The organism is Ruegeria sp. O11 (assembly GCF_056535285.1).
Genome location: NZ_JBQERS010000009.1, coordinates 94289 through 113427 on the forward strand (window position 1 = coordinate 94289; position 19139 = coordinate 113427).

At 58.7% G+C, this 19139-nt stretch carries 18 protein-coding genes; 6 read left to right on the top strand and 12 right to left on the bottom strand.

The window, feature by feature from the left end; genetic code table 11:
• Positions 1–17: 17 nt before the first annotated feature.
• The 11 genes from ACRZ91_RS15905 to ACRZ91_RS15955 form a co-directional block, all read right to left on the bottom strand.
• Positions 18–1571, bottom strand: coding sequence for a cytochrome D1 domain-containing protein (locus ACRZ91_RS15905; protein ID WP_480907014.1), 1554 nt, complete (start codon positions 1569–1571; stop codon positions 18–20).
• Positions 1546–2760 carry a heme d1 biosynthesis radical SAM protein NirJ gene (nirJ, locus tag ACRZ91_RS15910; RefSeq protein ID WP_480907016.1) on the bottom strand — a complete coding sequence of 405 codons (1215 nt, stop codon included), beginning with the start codon at positions 2758–2760 and terminating at the stop codon, positions 1546–1548. Before nirJ ends, ACRZ91_RS15905 begins: the two co-directional genes overlap by 26 nt.
• Positions 2761–2763: 3 nt before the next feature.
• Positions 2764–3246, bottom strand: a complete 483-nt coding sequence (gene ahbB, locus ACRZ91_RS15915; RefSeq protein WP_480907018.1) for a siroheme decarboxylase subunit beta — start codon at positions 3244–3246, stop codon at positions 2764–2766.
• On the bottom strand, positions 3243–3692 hold the full coding sequence (locus tag ACRZ91_RS15920; RefSeq protein ID WP_480907019.1) for an Lrp/AsnC family transcriptional regulator: 450 nt from the start codon (positions 3690–3692) through the stop codon (positions 3243–3245). The genes ahbB (ACRZ91_RS15915) and ACRZ91_RS15920 overlap by 4 nt, the downstream gene beginning before the upstream one ends.
• The gene (ahbB, locus tag ACRZ91_RS15925) at positions 3689–4678 is read right to left on the bottom strand and encodes a siroheme decarboxylase subunit beta (RefSeq protein WP_480907021.1); all 990 of its coding nucleotides are present in this window, start codon (positions 4676–4678) and stop codon (positions 3689–3691) included. Before ahbB (ACRZ91_RS15925) ends, ACRZ91_RS15920 begins: the two co-directional genes overlap by 4 nt.
• A 1-nt stretch (position 4679) precedes the next feature.
• Complete coding sequence (locus tag ACRZ91_RS15930) at positions 4680–5825, bottom strand: cytochrome D1 domain-containing protein (protein WP_480907023.1); 1146 nt, start codon at positions 5823–5825, stop codon at positions 4680–4682.
• The gene (locus ACRZ91_RS15935) at positions 5822–6205 is read right to left on the bottom strand and encodes a c-type cytochrome (RefSeq protein WP_480907025.1); all 384 of its coding nucleotides are present in this window, start codon (positions 6203–6205) and stop codon (positions 5822–5824) included. The genes ACRZ91_RS15930 and ACRZ91_RS15935 overlap by 4 nt, the downstream gene beginning before the upstream one ends.
• Positions 6198–6959, bottom strand: a complete 762-nt coding sequence (gene cobA, locus ACRZ91_RS15940; protein WP_260023512.1) for a uroporphyrinogen-III C-methyltransferase — start codon at positions 6957–6959, stop codon at positions 6198–6200. The genes ACRZ91_RS15935 and cobA overlap by 8 nt, the downstream gene beginning before the upstream one ends.
• Before the next feature lie 190 nt (positions 6960–7149).
• On the bottom strand, positions 7150–7551 hold the full coding sequence (locus tag ACRZ91_RS15945; protein ID WP_480907027.1) for a cupredoxin domain-containing protein: 402 nt from the start codon (positions 7549–7551) through the stop codon (positions 7150–7152).
• A 54-nt stretch (positions 7552–7605) separates the two neighbouring features.
• A complete protein-coding gene (locus ACRZ91_RS15950; RefSeq protein ID WP_480907029.1) occupies positions 7606–9396 on the bottom strand; it encodes a NapC/NirT family cytochrome c in 1791 nt (596 codons plus the stop codon).
• A gap of 124 nt (positions 9397–9520) precedes the next feature.
• Entirely contained in the window at positions 9521–11197 is a 1677-nt protein-coding gene (locus ACRZ91_RS15955; protein WP_010443106.1) for a cytochrome D1 domain-containing protein, read from the bottom strand.
• A 244-nt stretch (positions 11198–11441) separates the two neighbouring features.
• Here ACRZ91_RS15955 and ACRZ91_RS15960 point away from each other — a divergent pair, with 244 nt between their 5' ends.
• Positions 11442–12632 carry an NnrS family protein gene (locus ACRZ91_RS15960; protein ID WP_480907031.1) on the top strand — a complete coding sequence of 397 codons (1191 nt, stop codon included), beginning with the start codon at positions 11442–11444 and terminating at the stop codon, positions 12630–12632.
• 25 nt (positions 12633–12657) lie between these two features.
• On the opposite strand, the gene ACRZ91_RS15965 is transcribed toward ACRZ91_RS15960, so the two are convergent.
• Positions 12658–13707, bottom strand: a complete 1050-nt coding sequence (locus ACRZ91_RS15965) for a Hint domain-containing protein (RefSeq protein ID WP_480907033.1) — start codon at positions 13705–13707, stop codon at positions 12658–12660.
• A gap of 302 nt (positions 13708–14009) precedes the next feature.
• Here ACRZ91_RS15965 and ACRZ91_RS15970 point away from each other — a divergent pair, with 302 nt between their 5' ends.
• From ACRZ91_RS15970 to ACRZ91_RS15990, 5 genes are read left to right on the top strand one after another with little or no spacing between them, the layout of a single operon-like run.
• Positions 14010–14459, top strand: a complete 450-nt coding sequence (locus ACRZ91_RS15970) for a c-type cytochrome (protein WP_010443109.1) — start codon at positions 14010–14012, stop codon at positions 14457–14459.
• Between the two features lie 16 nt (positions 14460–14475).
• The gene (locus ACRZ91_RS15975; RefSeq protein ID WP_170471339.1) at positions 14476–15843 is read left to right on the top strand and encodes a cbb3-type cytochrome c oxidase subunit I; all 1368 of its coding nucleotides are present in this window, start codon (positions 14476–14478) and stop codon (positions 15841–15843) included.
• Positions 15844–15848: 5 nt separating this feature from the next.
• Complete coding sequence (locus ACRZ91_RS15980) at positions 15849–16658, top strand: CbbQ/NirQ/NorQ/GpvN family protein (RefSeq protein ID WP_170587458.1); 810 nt, start codon at positions 15849–15851, stop codon at positions 16656–16658.
• A gap of 9 nt (positions 16659–16667) precedes the next feature.
• The gene (locus ACRZ91_RS15985) at positions 16668–18590 is read left to right on the top strand and encodes a nitric oxide reductase activation protein NorD (RefSeq protein ID WP_480907035.1); all 1923 of its coding nucleotides are present in this window, start codon (positions 16668–16670) and stop codon (positions 18588–18590) included.
• On the top strand, positions 18587–19135 hold the full coding sequence (locus tag ACRZ91_RS15990; RefSeq protein WP_480907037.1) for a cytochrome c oxidase subunit 3: 549 nt from the start codon (positions 18587–18589) through the stop codon (positions 19133–19135). The genes ACRZ91_RS15985 and ACRZ91_RS15990 overlap by 4 nt, the downstream gene beginning before the upstream one ends.
• The last annotated feature ends 4 nt before the right edge of the window (positions 19136–19139 follow it).

Below are 19139 nucleotides of genomic sequence, written 5' to 3' on the forward strand. Positions count from 1 at the left end.
AGACCGGCCATTTATCCTCAGTGGCTGGTGCCTTCCGAGAAGGTGATTTTGTTCCAGACATTGTACTTCCCAGACGGTTTGCGCATCGGCAGGCGGCGGACCTCTTCCAGCGTCTGCGCGTCATAAACGATCACCGCGCCGTCATCTTCCCAGATTGAAACCAGCGCGTGGCTACCATCCTTGGTGAACTCAACATGCGCCACGGTCTTGCCTGGCGCAGGGCGTAAAGTTTTTACGATTTCAAGGCTTTGCTTATCGATCACATGCATGGCGTCCTTGTTCGGCCCAAAAAACACATCGGCCCAGACGTAAGGCGAATTCTCATGGCTGCGCATGAAAAAGCCGGGCCCTTCGGTCTTGATCCGCTTGACGGTTTCCCATGTCTCCATGTCGATCACCGAGACCGTGCCATCGGTCAGATGCGGCGTCGCCATCACGGTGGAGTCGCCATGTTTCCAGGTAATTCCCGAACCTAGGTGAGGCATCCCAGGCAGGTCCAGATCAGCCACTTTGTGACCGATAACCAGATCGATCACCTGCCCGCCCTTGCCATCGCGCGAGGCGCCCATGACGTATTCATAGCTCTGGTCAAAGAAGAAATCGTCCAGATAGTCCGGCGTGGTAATCTTGCGCACCGGGAAGGGATCGGGGTTCTTGAACTGACCCTCGATGCGGAAGTCATGCCCCAAACCGGATTGCGGTGGGTTCGCCCCGTAGAATACTTCCCAAATCTCGGGCACGTCTTTCAGCGCGAGAACGAAGCTCTCGCGGGGCGGTGCTTGATAGACCGCCGAGACGCGGCTGGGTTTTCCTTTTTTGCTTTTTACATCAATGACTTTCGCTACAGACAGGTCTTCGGTCGACAGCAGTGTCAGAGAGTTCGGCAGATAGTTTGCCACGGCCACCCATTTGCCATCCCCTGACATGGCGATGTTGCGGCTGTTCAGACCCGCACGCACGCGGCCTACCTGTTTCAGCGCCCAGATGTCATATTTCTGCACCCAGCCATCGCGGGACATGATGAAGACATAGCGCCCGTCCGGGCTAAACTTCGGCCCGCCATGCACGGCAAAAGGTGTCTCGAACCGGTCCAGAACCTCGAAAGTATCCCCATCCAGAACGCTGACATGGTGATCGCCGGTCTCAACGGCCAGCGTGATGTTCATCGGGTCGCTGTCCCAGACCGGGGCATCGACTGGAATGTAATCCTCGTCCAGAGTGCGGCTGGCCATGATATCGGCCTCGCCCCATTCGGGATCGGTTTCCAGCGGCGATTTCAGCCACCCTGCTAGTTCCTCGATCTGCAGCGCGTCCAGTTCATACGAAAACGCCGGCATCTGTGTCGCGATTCGCCCCTCGGCGATCACAGCGGCCACACGCGGCCCTCGCATCCGTTTCAGCGTTTCGGGAATAAGCGCCGGACCGACCCCACCCAGACGGTTCTCGCCATGGCATGAGGCGCAATGCTCGGCGTAATCAGATGAGGCATCGGCCCATGCGGTGCCCGCTAGCAGTAGCGAGCAGAAAGCGCCGATTTTCAGAGTGTCAAAAGAACTGATGCGCCGGATCATGGCTTTTCCCCCGGAACGGCGTGACCTGCAGGCGCTCGCTCGCGCCATCCACGCCGATTTCTTCATTCGACAGATAGCAGGCCGGATCTTCGGCCCACGGATCACCAGTAAGTTGCAGCGCCCGGATGCGGGTGTTTCCGCCGCAGACGTCCTTTAACTGGCAGGCCCCGCAACGCCCTTTCAAAGGACGCGGACGGGTGCGCAGCATGGCCAGCATCGGGTCGTCACCGGTCCAAAGTTCTGAGAACGATTTGGTCTTCACATTGCCGACTGTGTAATCGGACCAATAAGTGTCGGGATGCACGCGGCCCAGATTGTCGATATTGGCCACGCCCAGCCCGCTGGAGTTCCCGCCCCACGCGGCCAGATGCTCGCGCACATGGGCGGCTTTGTCATCGTCGAAATGCGCCCGGACCCAGTTCAGGAAATACCCCGCATCGGCGTCGTTATTGCCGGTCACGATATCCAGCAGACGACCGCCAGACGCAGCCTCCCACGCACGTTCCAGCAGCAGGTCCAGACCCTTACGGGTGCGCAGGTGCTCGGCATCTTCGCCTCGGTTTTTGTCGCCGCGCCCGGCGTAGACGAGGTGAGACAGATAGAACTTGTCGACTCCCTCATCATCGCACAGCTGCAGCAGGTCAGGCAGGTGATGTTGCGTGCCTTCGGTCAGGCAGAACCGCAGGCCCACCTTGATGCCGCGTTTCTTGCATTCGCGCACACCGCGCAGGGCGTCGGCAAAGGCGCCCTCGACACCGCGGAACCAGTCGTTCGTGGCCCCGATTCCGTCCAGCGAGATGCCGACATAGTTGAAGCCCACGTCCGCAATCATGTCGGCGGTTTCGTCGTAAATCCGCGTGCCGTTGGTCGATAGTGCCAGCATCGGCACCAGATCACGCGCGCGATTGGCGATGTCGAAGAAATCGAACCTGTCCAGTGGTTCCCCACCCGAGAGGATCAGGGCCGGGACGCGAAACTGGCCCAGATCCTCAAGGGTTACCATGGCTTGCTCGTGGCTGAGCTCACCCGGGAACGCGACATCCGCCGAGACGGTATAGCAATGGCGGCATTTCAGATTGCAACGCCGTGTCAGGTTCCAGATCACCACCGGTTTCACCGGGCCGGAGCGGCGTTTGCGCACCGGGGTCGGTTTGACCAGCTGGTGCATGTATTCGGTCAGGCGAAACATATCTCAGCCTTTCTTTTTCAGGCGCAGCCCGGTCTTTTTCAGGATGCGCGTGGAATAAAGGATATCTTTGGCCCGGCAGGCATCGCCGAGGATGGCGGCAATCTCGGCACGCTTGTCCTCGACCTCATCCCGGTCAGCGCCATGAACCATGGCGAACAGATTGTAAGGCCAGTCTGGCAAGGCGCGCGGGCGTTCATAGCAATGGGTGACGAAGGGTAGCGAACCAATCTGAGCGCCCAATTCAGCGACGCGGTCATCGTCGACATCCCACACAGTCATGCCGTTCGAGGTCATCCCCAGTTTATAGTGGTTGGGGGCCGCAGCGATGCGCCGGATGACGCCACGCGATTTCATATCGGCCAGACGGGACATCAGAGTCTTTTCATCCAGGCCCAAGCCGTCGGCCACCTTCGCGTAGGGGGCGGGCACAAGGGGCAGGCCGCCTTGCAGCGCCTCGATAATCTCTCTGTCTTTAGCGTCGATCATGCCGCCACCCGGAAGCCGATGAAGAATTCCTGAAGTTTGGGGAATTGCAGGACCGCGATCCCTGTTTCCCGTTCGATCGCCTCGGCTGTGGCTGCGATCCCTTCGGGTGTTTCGGTCGCCAGAACGAACCACATGTTCAGCCGATGCGTGCGTTCATAATTATGGGCGACCTCGGGATGCGCATTGACTTTGGTCAGGACGTTTTCGAAATCCCGTGGGGGCACGGCCATAGCGCACAGACAGAAGGCTCCACCCATCGCAGCAGCGTCAAAGAAGGGACCAAAGCGGGTGATCACACGCTCGTCTTTCATGCGGGTCAGACGGGCCAGCAGGTCGGACTCTGCGATCCCCATTTCCTGAGCAATTTCGGAGTAAGGGTGCGAGGTCAGCGGAAGGTCATCCTGCATCCGGTTTAGGATCGCGCGGTCGGTGTCGTCGAGCGTCATGCGGCGGCCTCCTTCGGTTGGATCAATGCACCGGTCTGTTTGAAACAGCGGGTCGAGAACAGTACTTTGCGCTGCGCGCCAAATAGTTCGGGCAGGGCGGCGGCCCCGGCCAAAACCTCCATTGCCTCAGGGCGCGAACGCGCATGGATCATGGAATAGAGGCGATAGGGCCAGATATCCTCGACCGGGTTGCGCTCATAGCACAGTGTCACACCGGGATGCGCTGCCAGCGCCGGGCCAGCGCTGCTGACCTGCTCGGCCGGCATATCCCAGACCACCATTGCATTGGCGGACCAGCCTAAAGCGCGGTGGCGTACGATGACGCCCAGGCGAGAGATGATCCCGGCCCGGTGCAAGGCGGCTACGCGATCCATCACGTCGTCTGGGTCGCGGTTCAGGGTTCGGGCCAGCGCCGCATAAGGATCAGAGACCAGCGACAGGCCGGAACTGAGGGCCTGCAACAGGGGTCGGTCACCCTCTCGCATGGCTGAACGATCCACTTTTCGCGGGCCAGGAGCATTGCGGGTCTCGCCCGACATACGAAAGCCCAGATCAATGTTGAACGGCCGCACCAGCCGCAAATCCAGAACCCGCAGCCCCGAGCGCTGCGAGATCCTTGCGAGGGTGTCGTTCACATGCGTCCGGTCCGGTCCAGTGGCCACGAACCAAAGGTTCCAGTCATCCTCGCGCTGGTAATTGTGGTTCACACCAGGTTCCGCATCGATCAGCGCTGCGACCTCTTCCAGCCGTTCTTCCGGAGCTGCCACAGCCGCAAGCGTACTGGCCGAAACCGCGCCGGGTGCGATCGTCGCACCGACCCGCGTTATGCGGCCGGTTTTGCGCATCCGGGCCAGACGGTCGAGCACTTCTGCCTCTTCCAGCCCAAGCGCGTTGGCCAGAACCTGAAACGGGCGCTCTACGATGGGAAAATCACGCTGGAAATCGTCCAGAAGACGGCGGTCGATCGGGTCGGTGATATGCTGCATGTCAAAGCCCCGTTCTGTGCGCACGCGCGGTGAAGAAAATGCCCGAGGGGCTGTCGGCCTCAATCTCGCGCAGCTTTTCAAAGGTCTGGGTGTCGTAGACCATGACTTTGTTGGCATCGCGGACGCTGATCCAAACCTCATGCCCTCGAGGCGTGAATTCCATATGCAGCACGGCGGGGCCGGGTTTGAACTCGTGGATGATTTCCTTGCTCACTGAATCAATGACCTGAATTGTATCATTCAACGGGTGGGCGAAATTCACCCAAACCTGCCGACCGTCGGGTCGGGCCATGGCAAAGACCGGCTGGCCGTGGGTCTGCGTGCGCCCGGTCTCGGTCAGGGTGTCGGAATCGATCCAGAGAACCTCGTGATGGCCGACAGCCGGCAGCACGAATTCGCGCCCGGTCAGCGCCCATCCTTCGAGGTGGGGCATCTTGTAGACCGGCATTTCTTCTTGTCCGCGACCATAGTCAGGCAGCACGCGGATGGGTTCGGGATTGTCGGACCACAGGTCCAGCGCGGTCAGTCCATCCTCACCGAACAGGCCGGTGATATAGGTGCGACCATTGGCGGTGATCAGCGCGTCATAGGGGTTTTTGCCCATGTCAGCAATCTTGGTGATTGCGGGGTCACCCTTGGTGAAATCGGCGATCCAGGTCTCGCCCGTATCCCACATGGTAAAGACAAATCGGCGACCCGGTGCGTCGACCAGACCGATGGTTTTGCTGTCGGTGGGAATGTCGGCGACCATCTCAAGCGTGTCCGCATCAAAGACCCGTACCCCGCCGGGCTCATAGTTCGACACCGCGACCAGTTTGCCGTCATCCGAGATTGCGCCGCCGATGGCGTTGCCCGCCTGGACCACGCGGTTCACGATCTGGCGGGTGACGATATCGACCTTAGTCAGCCCTCCATCGCGCCCGAAGACATAGGCAAAGCGTTCATCGGGGGAATAGACCAATGAGGCATGGGAGAGATCGCCAAGCCCTTCGATCCGGGCCAGCGCGGCGCGGTCGGATTGATCCACCAGCAGGACCGAGCCTTTTGCCCGTTCGATCACAAGGCCGAGGTCTCCGGTCGCGGTGGGCTCAGCCTGCGCTGTTGTCATCAGCAGGGTGGCGGCAAGGGTGAGGATGAGCTGTTTCATTGTGCCTCCTGTGCCAGCAGATAACGCGCGATCCATTCAGCCTCTTCTTCGCTGATCAAAGGCCGCCATGGGGGCATCGCGGTGTCGGGGATACCATCGAGTATTACGCCGGTCAGAACGTCCGCGTCGTAGTGCTCCAATGTCTCGGATCTCAGATCAGGGCCGAGACCGCCTTTCAACGACAGCCCATGGCACGAGCCGCAGTCCTGATGGACAAGACGTTTCAGCGCGTTGGGGTCAAGAGTGTCGGCGGCAAAGGCAGATGTGGCCACAAGCACAGCCGTCGTCAGTACAGCGCGCGCGGTCCAACCTGGGCCCTTGGCAGCACCATCGGGCAGCGACAGACTGCCCCCTGATCGCCTGGAACCAAACTTAGCCATGCGCCTGCTCCAGAAGTTCAGCCACGGGCCGTTCTGCGAATAGCGATACGACCTTGCCGATGATGAACAGCGTCGGTGCTTTCAAATCAGCGTCGCGCACATCCGCTGCCAATCGATCCAGCCGGGACACCATGCGGTGTTCATCCGGTGTGGTGGCTTTGCCAACTGCCAACACCGGGGTCGAACCGGGCAGGTTCTTGGTCATCAGCCCCATGGCGATCTGGCCGATATTGGCGACCCCCATATAGACAACCAGCGTCGAGTCCGGGTCGGCCAGACGTTTCCAATCCAGATCCAGCACCTTGTCGGCCTGCCGATGCCCAGTGACATATTGCACCGAGGTCGCCAGACCGCGGTGGGTCAGCGGCACGCCGGTGGAACAGGACGCCCCCTGTGCGGCGGTGATGCCCGGCGCATATTCGACCGGGATGCCGTTGGCCATCAGATGCGCCGCCTCTTCCGATCCACGCCCGAAGATCATCGGGTCGCCGCCTTTCAACCGCGCAACGGTGTGACCGGCGCTTGCTTCTTCGACCAGGATTTCGTTGATGCGATCCTGCGGCACCGTATGGCATTTGGGGGCCTTGCCAACCGGGATCAGCCGTGCGCCCTCGGCATGCAAGTTGAGGATATCGGTCGAGACCAGACGGTCATAAACAACCACATCCGCCTCTTGCAGCATCCGCAGTGCGCGCAGGGTCATCAGTTCAGGGTCACCAGGGCCTGCGCCAATCAGAAAAACCTTACCGCTCATGTGCAAACTCGCTTGGTCTGAATGTCTTCGGAGCCCGGAATTCCTGCGCGATCAGGGGACGTTGCTGGGTGAGCCGGGCGTGTCATGCGGCCAGACTGGCGCAATCGAAAAGGAACCTCCTTGACTAAAGTTAAGGAGCGCAGGAATTGATCCCGCGCTCCTCTCTCTCATGCCTGTATGGTGCCTCGGCTCAGGGTTCGACGGTGATCATGCCGATCATGTTCTGCGTTTCCCAATGGGGTCCGCACAAATATTCCTGCGGGCCGGGGGTGAGGAAGGTCAGTTCAACCGTTTCCTCAGGAAACAGCCTGTCGCTTTCGGGTTCGCTGCCGTCTTTCAGCAGGACCGAGTGGCTCGTGCGTTTGTCCACGTTGACCCAGCGCACCGTGGTGCCTGCTTTCACGGTCAGCTCGACCGGGCAGAAGGTGTATTTGTACATCAGCACCACTTCCGCATCCTCAATGGAGGATGAGGGCTGACCAAACAGCTCGGCATAACGCTCTTCGGCTTCAGCACACAGCTCGGCGGTCTCATCCGCCCAGGCAGGTGCGGCCAGAAACAGCAAAGCGGGAAGAAGGTGTTGGGGTTTCATCGTCCAAGTCTCCTCTTCTAAGCGGAAGGGGCCGGATTGCCCGGCCCCAGTTCCTTATTGTTTGACCACGTTGATGAAGGCACTGTCATCGTCCAGCGCCAGGCTGGTATCCAGCGTCACGTGGTGGAACCGCGCGGCGGCAAAGTCATCGTGGATAGCAAAGCCGACCGTGTAGGTCTGACCGGCCTCCAGCGGCACGTCACCGGGTGCGCCCGAGTTCAGTGGGCGGGTGAAGACCACGGTCCACATGCCCGCGTCGAGGCTGGCCGAGGCGGCGATTTCGCCGTCATTAACCACGCGCTGTTCCAGCAGATAACCGTTGGTGGCGCTGCCGTCTGCATAGACGCGCATCAGGTCCAGATAGGTGCCGTCGGCCAGATACTGCTCGATCTGCTCAGCGGCTTGCAGTTTGTCCCAGCCACCCAGCGCCTTGCCACGACGGCCCTTGATCTCGACCTCGGTCCGGCTTTCGCTGATGTACTTGGTCACCGTGTCCTGCGTGGTCATACGACCCGCCACATCGGCGTTACCTGCGATGGCGTCCGCCTCGGGCGCGAATGGCATATAGGTGTTGTCGGCGTGGCACGAGGCCCAACACCCCACCTGTTCGCCCAGTTCGATCCCTGTGCCGGTGATCATCATGGCAACCTTGATCTGGTTGTCAGGGTCCATTTTGCCACCATCAACGAAAGGTGCGGGATTGTGCCCAGCATCCGGCCACTGCAGTCGGACATAGAGGTTCTGATCATCATGCGCGGCCTGTACGGTCGCATCGATCACGCCCCGTTTGCCGGGGATCGGCGTCGGCTCAAGCTCACCACCTGCGACGATTTTGTTGCCGATGGTATCCAGCTCTTTGGCGTGACAGGTCGTGCACTGGTCACCACCTTTTGTCAGCGGACGAGCGCCTCCGTGGAATTTGCCATTCTGTACCCATTCAAACGAAGCCTGACCGGGGTAGAACAGCTTGAGATCTGTAGCAGCTACCGCGTTCCAATCTATGTCCGAGCCGACATCGCTGCCACCTCCACCACCTGAAGGCGCTGCGGCCTCTTCGCCGCCGGCTTTGGCGCGCTCCTCGGCCACCGCCGCATCCACCGCCGCCGCAATCTGTGCCTGCATGGCCTCATGCTGTGCCTGTTTGGCAGCTTTTTCGGCCTCAGCTTCGGCAGCTTCTTTGGCTTCAATCCGTTCCAGGCTGGCCAGGTATTCCGGCGGTATCTCGCGGATAAAGGACGGGTTCGGGGCCTCAAGCTTTTCCAGATACTCCTCGTCAGCCCGATCACGAGCGTCCGAGTGTGCAATCCCTTTGTGACAGTCGATACAGGTTTGCCCGACGGTCATCGCATTCAGGTGCTGCTGACGCGCACGGGGTTTTTGGAACTCGGGCATCATCGACTCGAAGTCATGGCAGTTGCGACACTCACGCGAGTCGCTGGACTTCATCCGCTCCCATTCGTTCATCGCCAGGTGCACGCGTTTGGCCTCGAATTTTTCGCGTGTGTTGATGGTGCCGACCATCTTGCCGTACAGCTCTTTCGACGCCTTGATCTTGCGGATGATCTTATGCGTCCAGTCCTTGGGCACGTGGCAGTCGGAACAGACAGCACCTACGCCTGAACGGTTCACGTCGTGGATCGTGCCCGTATATTCCTCATAGACGAAATCGCGCATCTCGTGGCACGAGATACAGAAATCCTTGGTGTTGGTGGCTTCCATGGCGGTGTTGAACCCGCCCCAGAAGATGATGCCGCCGACAAAAGCTGCGGCAATACCGGCCACGGGCATTCCCCACAGGAAATACCGGCGCCAGATCGGTTTTTTCTTATCCGGTTCGGAGGTCATATCCGGGCTCCGTTTTGGCTTTCTTATCTGGCCTTTGATGGCAGGCCGGTGAGTTTGGCTGATGGGTCAAACGAGGAAAGGGCGGGCGAGGGGCCCGCCCTTTCCGGTGTTGGTTCTCAAACCGTCAGGTGACGTGGTTCGAACGGTTGTAGACGTTGAACTTACCGGTCGGAGCATAAAGCCCTTCGATGCGGCCGATTTCTTCCAGTGTCTTGGCGTCGAAGATTACGATCTGGCCATTGGGTTCTTTCGAATCCGACAGGTTCCATTTGGAAACCCAGACCTCGGTCCCATCCGCGTTGAATTCGAAGTGAACAGCAGCGCTGCCTTCGTCTTCGGTGATCTGGATGGTTTTCACGATCTCACCGGTCTCTTTCGAGATGACCTGAACAGACTGCTGAATTTCCGGCTCGGGGTGTTTAGTCTGGTCGGCCCAGATGTAGTCCGAGTTCGGGTGGGTACGGACAAACAGGCCGGGGCCGTCTGTTTCCACTTCGTAGCAGGTTTTCCAGGCCTGATCCGGATGACCTTCGGGGTCGTTACCCCAGACCGTTACGGTACCAACACCAAGGTGGGTTGTACCAGCCACCGGACCACAGTTCGGGTCGACCCAGTTGGCGCCGGGTCCCGGGTGCGGCAGGGCTGCAGTGTCGATCATCGCTTCCAGCTTGTGGGTCTCGGTGTCGACGACGACCATCTTGTTCGACGCGTTCGCGGCGATCTGGAAGTACCGGCCTGTCGGGTCGAAGAACCCGTCATGCAGGAACTTGGCCGAGTTGATCTTGTCGATCCGCAGGTTGTCCAGGTCGGTATAATCGACCTGCCACAGCTGGCCGAGCTCTTTCACGGCAACGATCCAGGTGGGTTCGTTCGGCGTGGTGTAGATCGCGGCTACGCGGGCTTCTTCCACATACTCGCCGTCTACGTTGGTACCACGTGTAGAAACGACCTTGACCGGTTCCATGGTCTGCGCGTCAACGATCGCGAAATGCGGCGGCCAGTAGCCGCCACCGATGACGTATTTACCGTCGCCGGAAACGGCAACGTCGCGTGCGTCATAGGCGATTTTGACTTCGGAAACCAACATGTTCTCTGGCTTCTGCCAGAGGTCGATCTTGGTCATCTTGCCGTCGCGGCCCATCGTGTACCAGAAGCGGCCGGGATGCTCAGGCTCAGTGATCGAGTGGTGCTCAGACGCTTTCAGAACGTGTACGGCATAACCAGTCGGGATGTGAGTCAGCACTTCTTTGGTGTCGCCGTCGATAACAGCCACTTTGCCCACGTCACGTTCGATGACGACGAAGAAGTTTTCCCAGTTGCGGCCATGCAGCGGCTCGGTTGGATAGTCGGCCTCTTCCACATAGACCTTGCGGGTCTCTTTCATCTGCTCCAGCGACATTTCCGGCGGCTTGGGGGCCTCCATCATGATGTATGTCGCCATATCCTTGATTTCCTGCTCGGTCATAATGTCCGAGAAGTTGTTCATCCCGCCTTCGGTTCCCCAGGCGATGATCTTTTCAAGGCGCTCCTGACCCAGCTGAAGCGTACCGCCTTCTGTGACGGTGCCGTCTGCTGCAGTTTTTTTCCAGTGTGGTTCCAGGTTCTTACCGGTCGCACCTTTGCGCAGAACGCCGTGACAACCTGCGCATTGTTCAAAATAGAGCTGCTTGGACGACTCAAATGCTTCGTCGCTCAACGTTGGCTCTTCGGCAAATGCTGGCGCGGCGACAGAGCCCAGCAGCATTGCCAAACCGACCCCAAAGGCGCGGCCGGTCTTATCGTAGCTGATTCCAAGTGACATGATCACTCTCCATTTGCGTGGTGAGGCAGGTTGCAGCCTGAAACATTGGCGCCGATCACTCCTTGACGAAAGTCAACGGAAGGGTCGCAAACTGGAAAATGAAGGTCCTGATTAACCTTTAAATTATGAGGAAAACCTATGTTTTAGGGTCATGTTTCTCCGGGCGCTTGATTTCGGTTAAGTCCCGAACGAGTCGGGTTTGTTAGACCGGATTCAACAGCCACTAAGGCCGAGGAGAGCAGGCATGCCGGCAATGATCGCGCGGGTACTGAGTGAAGGATTTCGCGTCTTTTTTCTGTCAGCGGGGCTATTCGGTCTATTCGCGGGTGGTGCTTGGGGTGTGTGGCTCACGACTCAGACCGGGTTGGTCGGTTACGAAAATCCGACCTATGCCATGAACCCACCCATGTGGCATGCGCATGAGATGATATTTGGATATGCCACGGCCGCCCTTGGAGGATTTCTACTGACAGCGGTGCCAAACTGGACGGGTACGCCGGAGGCAAGGGTACAGTTTATTGTTATTGCCGCGGGTATCTGGTTGGCCGGACGGATCGCGATGTGGTTCTCCGGGGCTCTGCCGCCGGGTCTGGTCGCTGTCTTCGATCTGGCCTTTGTACCGATTCTGGCGGCAAAGATCGCAAGCCAACTGATCCGACGCCCCAAGCCGCAGAACATGATCTTTCTGTTGTTGCTCAGCTATTTCTGGATTGCCAATCTGCTGACCCATCTTGATTGGATGGGCATTACCGGCGGTACACTGGACATAGGATTGCGTGTAGGATTGCTGACGCTGTGCAGCATGATCGCGATACTTGGTGGACGTATAACGCCAGCTTTCACCCGGAATGCGATGAAGCGCGCGGGCAAGCCGGAAGCCGCGTGGCCGGTATCGGTAGCTGCATTAGACAAAGCCAGCATGGGATTGGCGCTGCTACTACCGCTCAGCGTTTTTCTCTTCGGATTGGGTAAGATAGCGGGTGGCATGGCCGTAGCGCTTGGCATAACCCAAATCCTGCGCATGTCACGGTGGCGCGCGCGCTGGGCCATACGTCAACCGATCTTGGTTGCCCTGCATCTGGGTCTGGGAATGCTGGCATTGGGGCTGGTTTTGTGGGGGGTGGCGGTTCTGGGTATCGGCAGCGAAATCGGCGCGTTGCACGTTCTGGGAATCGGTTGTGTCGGAGGCATGACCCTAGCCGTGATGAGTCGGGCTGCTTTGGGCCATAGTGGCCGCGCACTTGTTGCCCCGCCACCTATGGCAGTCGCCTACGGTCTTATGGCTTCGTCCGCTATTTTGCGCTGGGTTGGTTCAGTGACCGACCAGGGGTATCTGGTCATGATGTTGGTTTCTGACGGTCTGTGGATCAGCGCTATCGTTCTTTACCTGATCACGATGTGGCCTGCTTTGACAGGGCCACGTATTGCATCCTGAGTGTAGGCGCGTCGATGAATCCGCATCAAGACGGTCGGATCAAGGCCCTGTCGTTTTTTTTGTGCCGTCGTAGCAATGAGTGGATTTTTCTTCCCTGCCTGGGAATCTGGCGCGCAGCCACAGGTTGATGATCCTGCGAGGCCAGTTCAGGAAAAAGCGCAACAATTTCAGCCAGTGCTTCCGGGTGTATAGCCTTTAGCGCCTGCTGCCCGGTGAATAGGCTTTCGGATGGCGCACCTTCGGCCAACACGATCTCATGCCGGTCGAAGAGTATGTGATAGTAGACGACATTCTGAGCGTCCTCTTCGACAGTAATTCCCGGGATGCCAACAAGCTTGTGGGCTGGGACCAGGACTTCCTCGCTGTCGAACATGCGAATCGCGATGTTCGAACGGATCAGCATGCGGTGCTGGGGTGAGACCAAAAGATCACGACGTGGCAGGCCGCTGCCCAGACTACCGGCAGCGATCCGGATAGGGTGTAATCTGGGTTTGCGAGCCAGTTCAGACGCATCAAGCGTTCGCGATCCAATCCAACGAATAACTTGGGGACCGTGATCCAAGGTGACGACTTTGTCACCAGTGGATAGTGTTTCGATCGCGCGAGGTCCGGTCGGAGTATCTATCAGCGTGCCAGCGCAGAAGCAGGGAACAACGGTATCTACGTCAATATTCGCGCCGTTGTCGACAACCGAGCCAACAGTCAGGGTGGTGTTGAGCGGGGGAATATCACCGATAAAGCCAATGAAATAACCTTGTTCAGCCGTTGGAAAATCGAAATCCCCATCGCCGTTTTCATCCCAGTCCATAACACCGATCTGATAGGTGTTGACGCCATCATTTACTTCGATCGTGTAGTCCCAGATAAACACCTCTCCCAAATAGGTCTGGGTCGGGTCGTTCGGGGATTCATTGACGATATTGTCGCCTTCAATAACCGACCCATCCGCACCATCGTCAATCGTGATCTGGCTATATTGGGATATCTGAAACGTGGCCCCAAGCGTCGCAAAGGTCGCTGTGTTGTCTGTCATCGTCGTGTCAGTACGAAAGGCACCGTAGATATTAATTGGCATTGATATTATCCGCCTGGCTTGAGTGGACCGCAGGCCGAAGGGAAAACCCCGACCGACAAAGAATTCTGCAAGAGACTGACCACCCTAAATGCAGTTTTCAAGGTTATTATTCGATTAAAAATATCGGTTTAATGAGGGGATTCTGCCGTTGTTTGGTCAAGATAGATCGTTGTTGGCCTCTGATGACCAAAGATTTGGAATGGGGAACGCTCATCCTCTGCAGTCTTGACTTTCGTTAAGGCAGCTCCACTACCCACGCGGCATTGTCTCCATACTAGCTAATCTGCGCAAAGGAGAGCGCAATGCGAGAAGTCATGACAAAGAGCATGGCTCGCAACATATTCTATGGCGGGTCACTGTTCTTCATCCTCATCTTTCTGGCCCTGTCGGCCCATTCGCACTTGTATATCGTCAACTCCGAGAATTCGGCAAAGCTTGATGAAAGTGTGGTCCGGGGCAAGCATGTCTGGGAAAAACACGCCTGCATCAACTGTCATACTATCATGGGTGAAGGTGCCTACTATGCGCCGGAAGTCGCGAATGTGATGACCCGTTGGGGTGTGCTGGACGACCCGGAATCAGCCTTTGAAGCACTTAAGGGCTGGATGGAAGCACAACCGACCGGCATTCCCGGTCGTCGACAGATGCCCAATTTCAACCTCAGCGACGAAGAGATCCGTGATCTGGCGAACTTCCTGATCTGGACCGACAATATCGACGCTCAGGGCTGGCCGCCCAACGAGGCAGGCTGAGAAAGGGAACGGAGCAATGAAATACGAATCCCAAAAAATAGCCTATGCCTACTTTGCGGTAGCTATGGCCTTGTTCGCGATACAGGTGATCGGCGGCCTTCTGGCCGGTTTCATCTATGTATTCCCGAACTTCCTGAGTGAGCTTCTGCCGTTCAACATCGTGCGGATGCTTCACACCAACTCTTTGATCGTCTGGCTGATCCTTGGCTTCTTTGGAGCGGCCTACTTCCTGATCCCGGAAGAGGCGGAACGTGAAATCCATTCACCCAAGCTGGCTTATCTGCAGCTGATCATTCTTGTGGTCGGCACGCTGGGTGTGGTTGTGACCTATGTCTTCAACCTGTTCGAAGGCAACTGGCTGCTGGGCAAAGAGGGGCGCGAGTTCCTTGAGCAACCCAAATGGGTCAAGATGGGTATTGTCGTGGCCGCGTTGATCTTCCTTTACAATGTGTCGATGACCGTTCTGAAGGGCAAGAAGACTGCCATCACCAACATCCTGTTGTTGGGCCTGTGGGGTCTGGCGCTGCTGTTCCTGTTTGCCTTCTACAACCCGGGCAACCTGTCGCTCGACAAACAGTACTGGTGGTATGTCGTCCACCTGTGGGTTGAAGGTGTGTGGGAGCTGATCATGGCCTCGATCCTGGCCTACCTGATGCTCAAGCTGACCGGCGTTGACCGTGAGATCGTCGAGAAATGGCTATATGTCATCGTTGCCGCTGCCCTGTTCTCGGGCATCCTCGGTACAGGTCACCACTATTACTGGATCGGTACCCCCGGGTATTGGCAGTGGATCGGGTCGATCTTCTCGAGCCTCGAGGTGATCCCGTTCTTCGCGATGATGGCCTTTGCCTTCGTCATGGTCTGGAAGGGCCGCCGTGACCACCCGAACAAGGCCGCACTGTTGTGGTCGCTGGGCTGTGCCACTCTGGCGTTCTTCGGTGCCGGTGTCTGGGGCTTCCTGCACACACTGCATGGGGTGAACTACTATACCCACGGTACACAGATCACCGCCGCGCACGGTCACCTGGCCTTCTACGGTGCCTATGTCTGCCTCAACCTGGCGATCTTCAGCTACGCGATGCCGATCCTGAAGAACCGTGATCCCTATAATCAGGTTCTGAACATGGGTTCGTTCTGGCTGATGACCAGCGGCATGGTGTTCATGACATTCGTCCTGACTTTCGGTGGTACCGTGCAGACTCACATGCAACGTGTGGTCGGTGACTACTTCATGGACGTGCAAGACCAGATTGCGATCTTCTACTGGATGCGTCTCGGCTCAGGTGTGGTTGTGGTGCTTGGTGCGCTACTGTTCATCTACTCGATCTGGGTTCCCCGGAAAGAGGTCATCGAACCTGGCGCAGCTGAAACCCCTGCGGAGTGATGGATATGGACGGCTCCATGAAACTGAATGAGGGGGCGGCAAACGCCCCCTTCTACCTCGCCCAAGGTGATGAATGTGATGTGTTCACAGCCGCTTACAACAACGACCTGCCGGTTCTGCTGAAAGGCCCGACAGGCTGCGGCAAGACCCGCTTTGTGGCCCACATGGCCGCAAAACTTGGCCGCCCGCTTTATACCGTGGCCTGCCACGATGATCTTGCCGCTGCCGATCTGATTGGCCGCTACCTTTTGAAAGGTGGAGAAACCGTCTGGGTCGATGGCCCCCTGACCCGTGCGGTGCGCGAAGGCGCAATCTGCTATCTGGATGAGGTGGTCGAGGCCCGCAAGGACGTGACCGTCGTGCTGCACCCGCTGACCGACGACCGGCGCATCCTGCCGATCGACCGCACCGGCGAAGAACTTGAGGCCGCGCCCGGCTTTATGCTGGTGGCCTCATATAACCCCGGATACCAGAATATCCTGAAAACCCTGAAACCCTCGACCCGGCAGCGGTTTATTTCGCTGGAATTCGACTTCCCATCTCCTGAGATGGAAGCCGAAGTCGTCGCCCAGGAAAGCGGGCTGGCGCTGGAGCGCTGCAAGCCCCTGATCCGGTTGGCGAACAAGCTGCGCGGGCTCAAGGGGCAGGACCTTGAGGAAGGCGTTTCCACCCGTCTGGTTGTCTATGCCGCGACGTTGATCGCACAAGGCATGTCAACCGACCGCGCCATCCTCGCCGCTATGATCGAACCTCTGACTGATGACGAGGATATCAAACGCGGGCTCCTCGATCTTGTCACGGCTGTCTTTGGGTGAGGCCGGCCGATGGTCAGGATCGATTTTGAGCCATGGGAACCCGAAGAAACGATCGGGAAACTGTGGCACACCCTTGCCAGCCGCCTTGATGCACCTGAGGTGCATGATGGAGCCGCGGTCGACCTCTCTGAGGTCGCAGGGCGGCTGGCTGTCCTCTTCCGAGGGCTTGGGGGTAGTCCGGGCGTTGAATTGCGCCCGGTCTCACCCGAGGTTTCACGTCACCGTCTAAGCTGGCGTCGCAAGCTGGCAACCGAGGTCGAGCTGATGCCGCGCGCCTCCTTCGATGGCGAAGTTCTGCGCCTACCGGACCGGCTGGCCGTTTTCCCCGCGCGCGAAGCCAATGGCGCGCTTTTTGTCTGGCTGGCCGCTGCTGCCGCCCATGCCGGAACCCGGATTGATGAAGATGACCCTCTGCGCGCTGACCTGCGCGCGTTGATCGCCGCGCAGAGCATGGTCGAGGCTACTTTGGACGACGCCCCCGGCCTGCGCCCACTTTATTACGAGCTTTGCAAGGGTGTGTTGCATCACCGCGACATCCCTGGCCTGCCTCCCGAGGAGGCAGCGGTCGAGGAACTGCTTCGTTACATGTTGGGCGATCCCGCACCCCTGTCAGCGCGGGCCGAGCAGCTTCTGACCTTGGATGATGATCTGACCGCCCCACGTGGATATCAGCATCTCCGCCCTGTTCCCCTGTGGCCCGAACTGCGCGCCGTCGGATTTTCCGAACATAACGAGGTCGAAAACCCCGATACTGAAGGTCCACCTGAGGAATCAGGGGAGAAAACCCACCGCGCCCGCCGCCGTAAATCGGATCAGGCCAACCGCAGTGACAGTTTCATCCTGCACAAGTTTGAGGCGATCCTCAGCTGGGCCGAGTTTCTGAACATCAATCGGCGCATCGATGATGACGATCCCGATAACGCCAAGAAAGCCGCCGACGATCAGGAAGAAATCGGTTTAGGGCAGATCTCCAAAGCCCCGCCAACCAAGCTGAAACTGCATCTGGACCTGGCGCCCGAGGACGTGAATCGCGAGCGTCTTTCAGGCCGCATCCTCTATCCTGAATGGGACGTGCGCACGGGGCATTACCTGCCGGATCACGTCAACGTCTTGCTGTCGGATGCCGATATCCGCGAAGACTCGGCTGAATTCGGCAAAGACCCTGCCACCGCCCGCCGCATCCGCGCTGTAAAGCGCCAGTTCGAGGCGCTGCGCCCGGGCCGCGTCATGACCCGCGGCCATCTGGACGGCGATCAACTGGATATCGAGGCCGCCGTGCGTGCCGAAACCGATCGCCACGCCAGCGGTGAAGGCAATGAACGCGTCTGGATGCAATCCCGCCCCGAAGCCCGCGATCTGGCCGTTTCGATTCTACTGGATGTCAGCCGCTCCACCGAAAGCGCCGTGACAGGCCGTGCCGTGATCGACATCGAACGCGAGGCACTGGCCGCGCTGGCCTGGGGTCTGAACGCCTGCGGTGACGATTTTGCCATTCACGCTTTCAGCTCGCTGAAACGCCAACGCGTCTACGTGCAGCGCTGCAAACGGTTCGATGAGCCGATGGGCAGATTGGTAGAACAGCGCATCGCGTCCCTGCGTCCGGGCCACTATACAAGGCTGGGTGCGGCGATCCGCCATTGCTCGGCTGATCTGGCCAGTCAATCGCGCAAACGCAGGTTGCTACTGGTGATCACCGATGGCAAACCCAACGATCTGGACCATTACGAAGGCCGTCACGGTATCGAAGACACACGCCAAGCCATCCGCGAGGCACGCCGCGTCGGGCAATCGGTCTTTGGTGTTACCATCGACAAAACCGGCAAAAGCTGGTTCCCGCGCATGTTCGGCCAAGGCGGATTTGCGGTCATCCCCGATCCGCACCGCCTGACTATGGCCCTGCCGCAAATCTACCGCCAACTGGTCGGCGCATGAGTGATACCTCTTTGATCGACGAGCTTCCGGGCGAGTTGTTGATGTGGGTTCTGATCATCTCGGAACTGCTGGTATTCGGCGCTGGCCTGATTGCCTTCATGGGCGTTCGGTTGACCGATCCGGCCGGGTTCGCCGAAGCACAATCGCATCTTTATCGTACCGGAGCGGCGCTCAATACGGCGGTGCTGGTCACCTCTGGCTATCTGGCGGCGCAAGCACTGCACTGGCGGCAGATCGCGCGTCGGCTCGCAGCCCGTCTGGCACTGATCGCCGCCGCCGCGCTGGGCGTCGTATTCCTTGTCATCAAGGGCGTGGAATACGCAGGCAAAGCCGCACAAGGGATCACCTACGAGACCCACCCGTTCTTCCTGTTCTACTACCTGCTGACCGGCTTTCACGCCGCTCATGTGCTGGCTGGCGTCGGCATCCTGCTGCTGGTCGCTTGGCGCGATGACCCCCGCAACATCGAGGCAGGTGCGCAGTTCTGGCACATGGTCGATCTGATCTGGATCCTGCTTTTCCCCGTGATTTACCTGCTGGGATAATACG

What these genes read in the sequence shown, in the direction of transcription:
- ACRZ91_RS15905 (WP_480907014.1), bottom strand. Translation starts at nt 1,571, where the DNA reads ATGATCCGGCGCATCAGTTCTTTTGACACTCTGAAAATCGGCGCTTTC.
- nirJ (WP_480907016.1), bottom strand. Translation starts at nt 2,760, where the DNA reads ATGTTTCGCCTGACCGAATACATGCACCAGCTGGTCAAACCGACCCCG.
- ahbB (WP_480907018.1), bottom strand. Translation starts at nt 3,246, where the DNA reads ATGATCGACGCTAAAGACAGAGAGATTATCGAGGCGCTGCAAGGCGGC.
- ACRZ91_RS15920 (WP_480907019.1), bottom strand. Translation starts at nt 3,692, where the DNA reads ATGACGCTCGACGACACCGACCGCGCGATCCTAAACCGGATGCAGGAT.
- ahbB (WP_480907021.1), bottom strand. Translation starts at nt 4,678, where the DNA reads ATGCAGCATATCACCGACCCGATCGACCGCCGTCTTCTGGACGATTTC.
- ACRZ91_RS15930 (WP_480907023.1), bottom strand. Translation starts at nt 5,825, where the DNA reads ATGAAACAGCTCATCCTCACCCTTGCCGCCACCCTGCTGATGACAACA.
- ACRZ91_RS15935 (WP_480907025.1), bottom strand. Translation starts at nt 6,205, where the DNA reads ATGGCTAAGTTTGGTTCCAGGCGATCAGGGGGCAGTCTGTCGCTGCCC.
- cobA (WP_260023512.1), bottom strand. Translation starts at nt 6,959, where the DNA reads ATGAGCGGTAAGGTTTTTCTGATTGGCGCAGGCCCTGGTGACCCTGAA.
- ACRZ91_RS15945 (WP_480907027.1), bottom strand. Translation starts at nt 7,551, where the DNA reads ATGAAACCCCAACACCTTCTTCCCGCTTTGCTGTTTCTGGCCGCACCT.
- ACRZ91_RS15950 (WP_480907029.1), bottom strand. Translation starts at nt 9,396, where the DNA reads ATGACCTCCGAACCGGATAAGAAAAAACCGATCTGGCGCCGGTATTTC.
- ACRZ91_RS15955 (WP_010443106.1), bottom strand. Translation starts at nt 11,197, where the DNA reads ATGTCACTTGGAATCAGCTACGATAAGACCGGCCGCGCCTTTGGGGTC.
- ACRZ91_RS15960 (WP_480907031.1), top strand. Translation starts at nt 11,442, where the DNA reads ATGCCGGCAATGATCGCGCGGGTACTGAGTGAAGGATTTCGCGTCTTT.
- ACRZ91_RS15965 (WP_480907033.1), bottom strand. Translation starts at nt 13,707, where the DNA reads ATGCCAATTAATATCTACGGTGCCTTTCGTACTGACACGACGATGACA.
- ACRZ91_RS15970 (WP_010443109.1), top strand. Translation starts at nt 14,010, where the DNA reads ATGCGAGAAGTCATGACAAAGAGCATGGCTCGCAACATATTCTATGGC.
- ACRZ91_RS15975 (WP_170471339.1), top strand. Translation starts at nt 14,476, where the DNA reads ATGAAATACGAATCCCAAAAAATAGCCTATGCCTACTTTGCGGTAGCT.
- ACRZ91_RS15980 (WP_170587458.1), top strand. Translation starts at nt 15,849, where the DNA reads ATGGACGGCTCCATGAAACTGAATGAGGGGGCGGCAAACGCCCCCTTC.
- ACRZ91_RS15985 (WP_480907035.1), top strand. Translation starts at nt 16,668, where the DNA reads ATGGTCAGGATCGATTTTGAGCCATGGGAACCCGAAGAAACGATCGGG.
- ACRZ91_RS15990 (WP_480907037.1), top strand. Translation starts at nt 18,587, where the DNA reads ATGAGTGATACCTCTTTGATCGACGAGCTTCCGGGCGAGTTGTTGATG.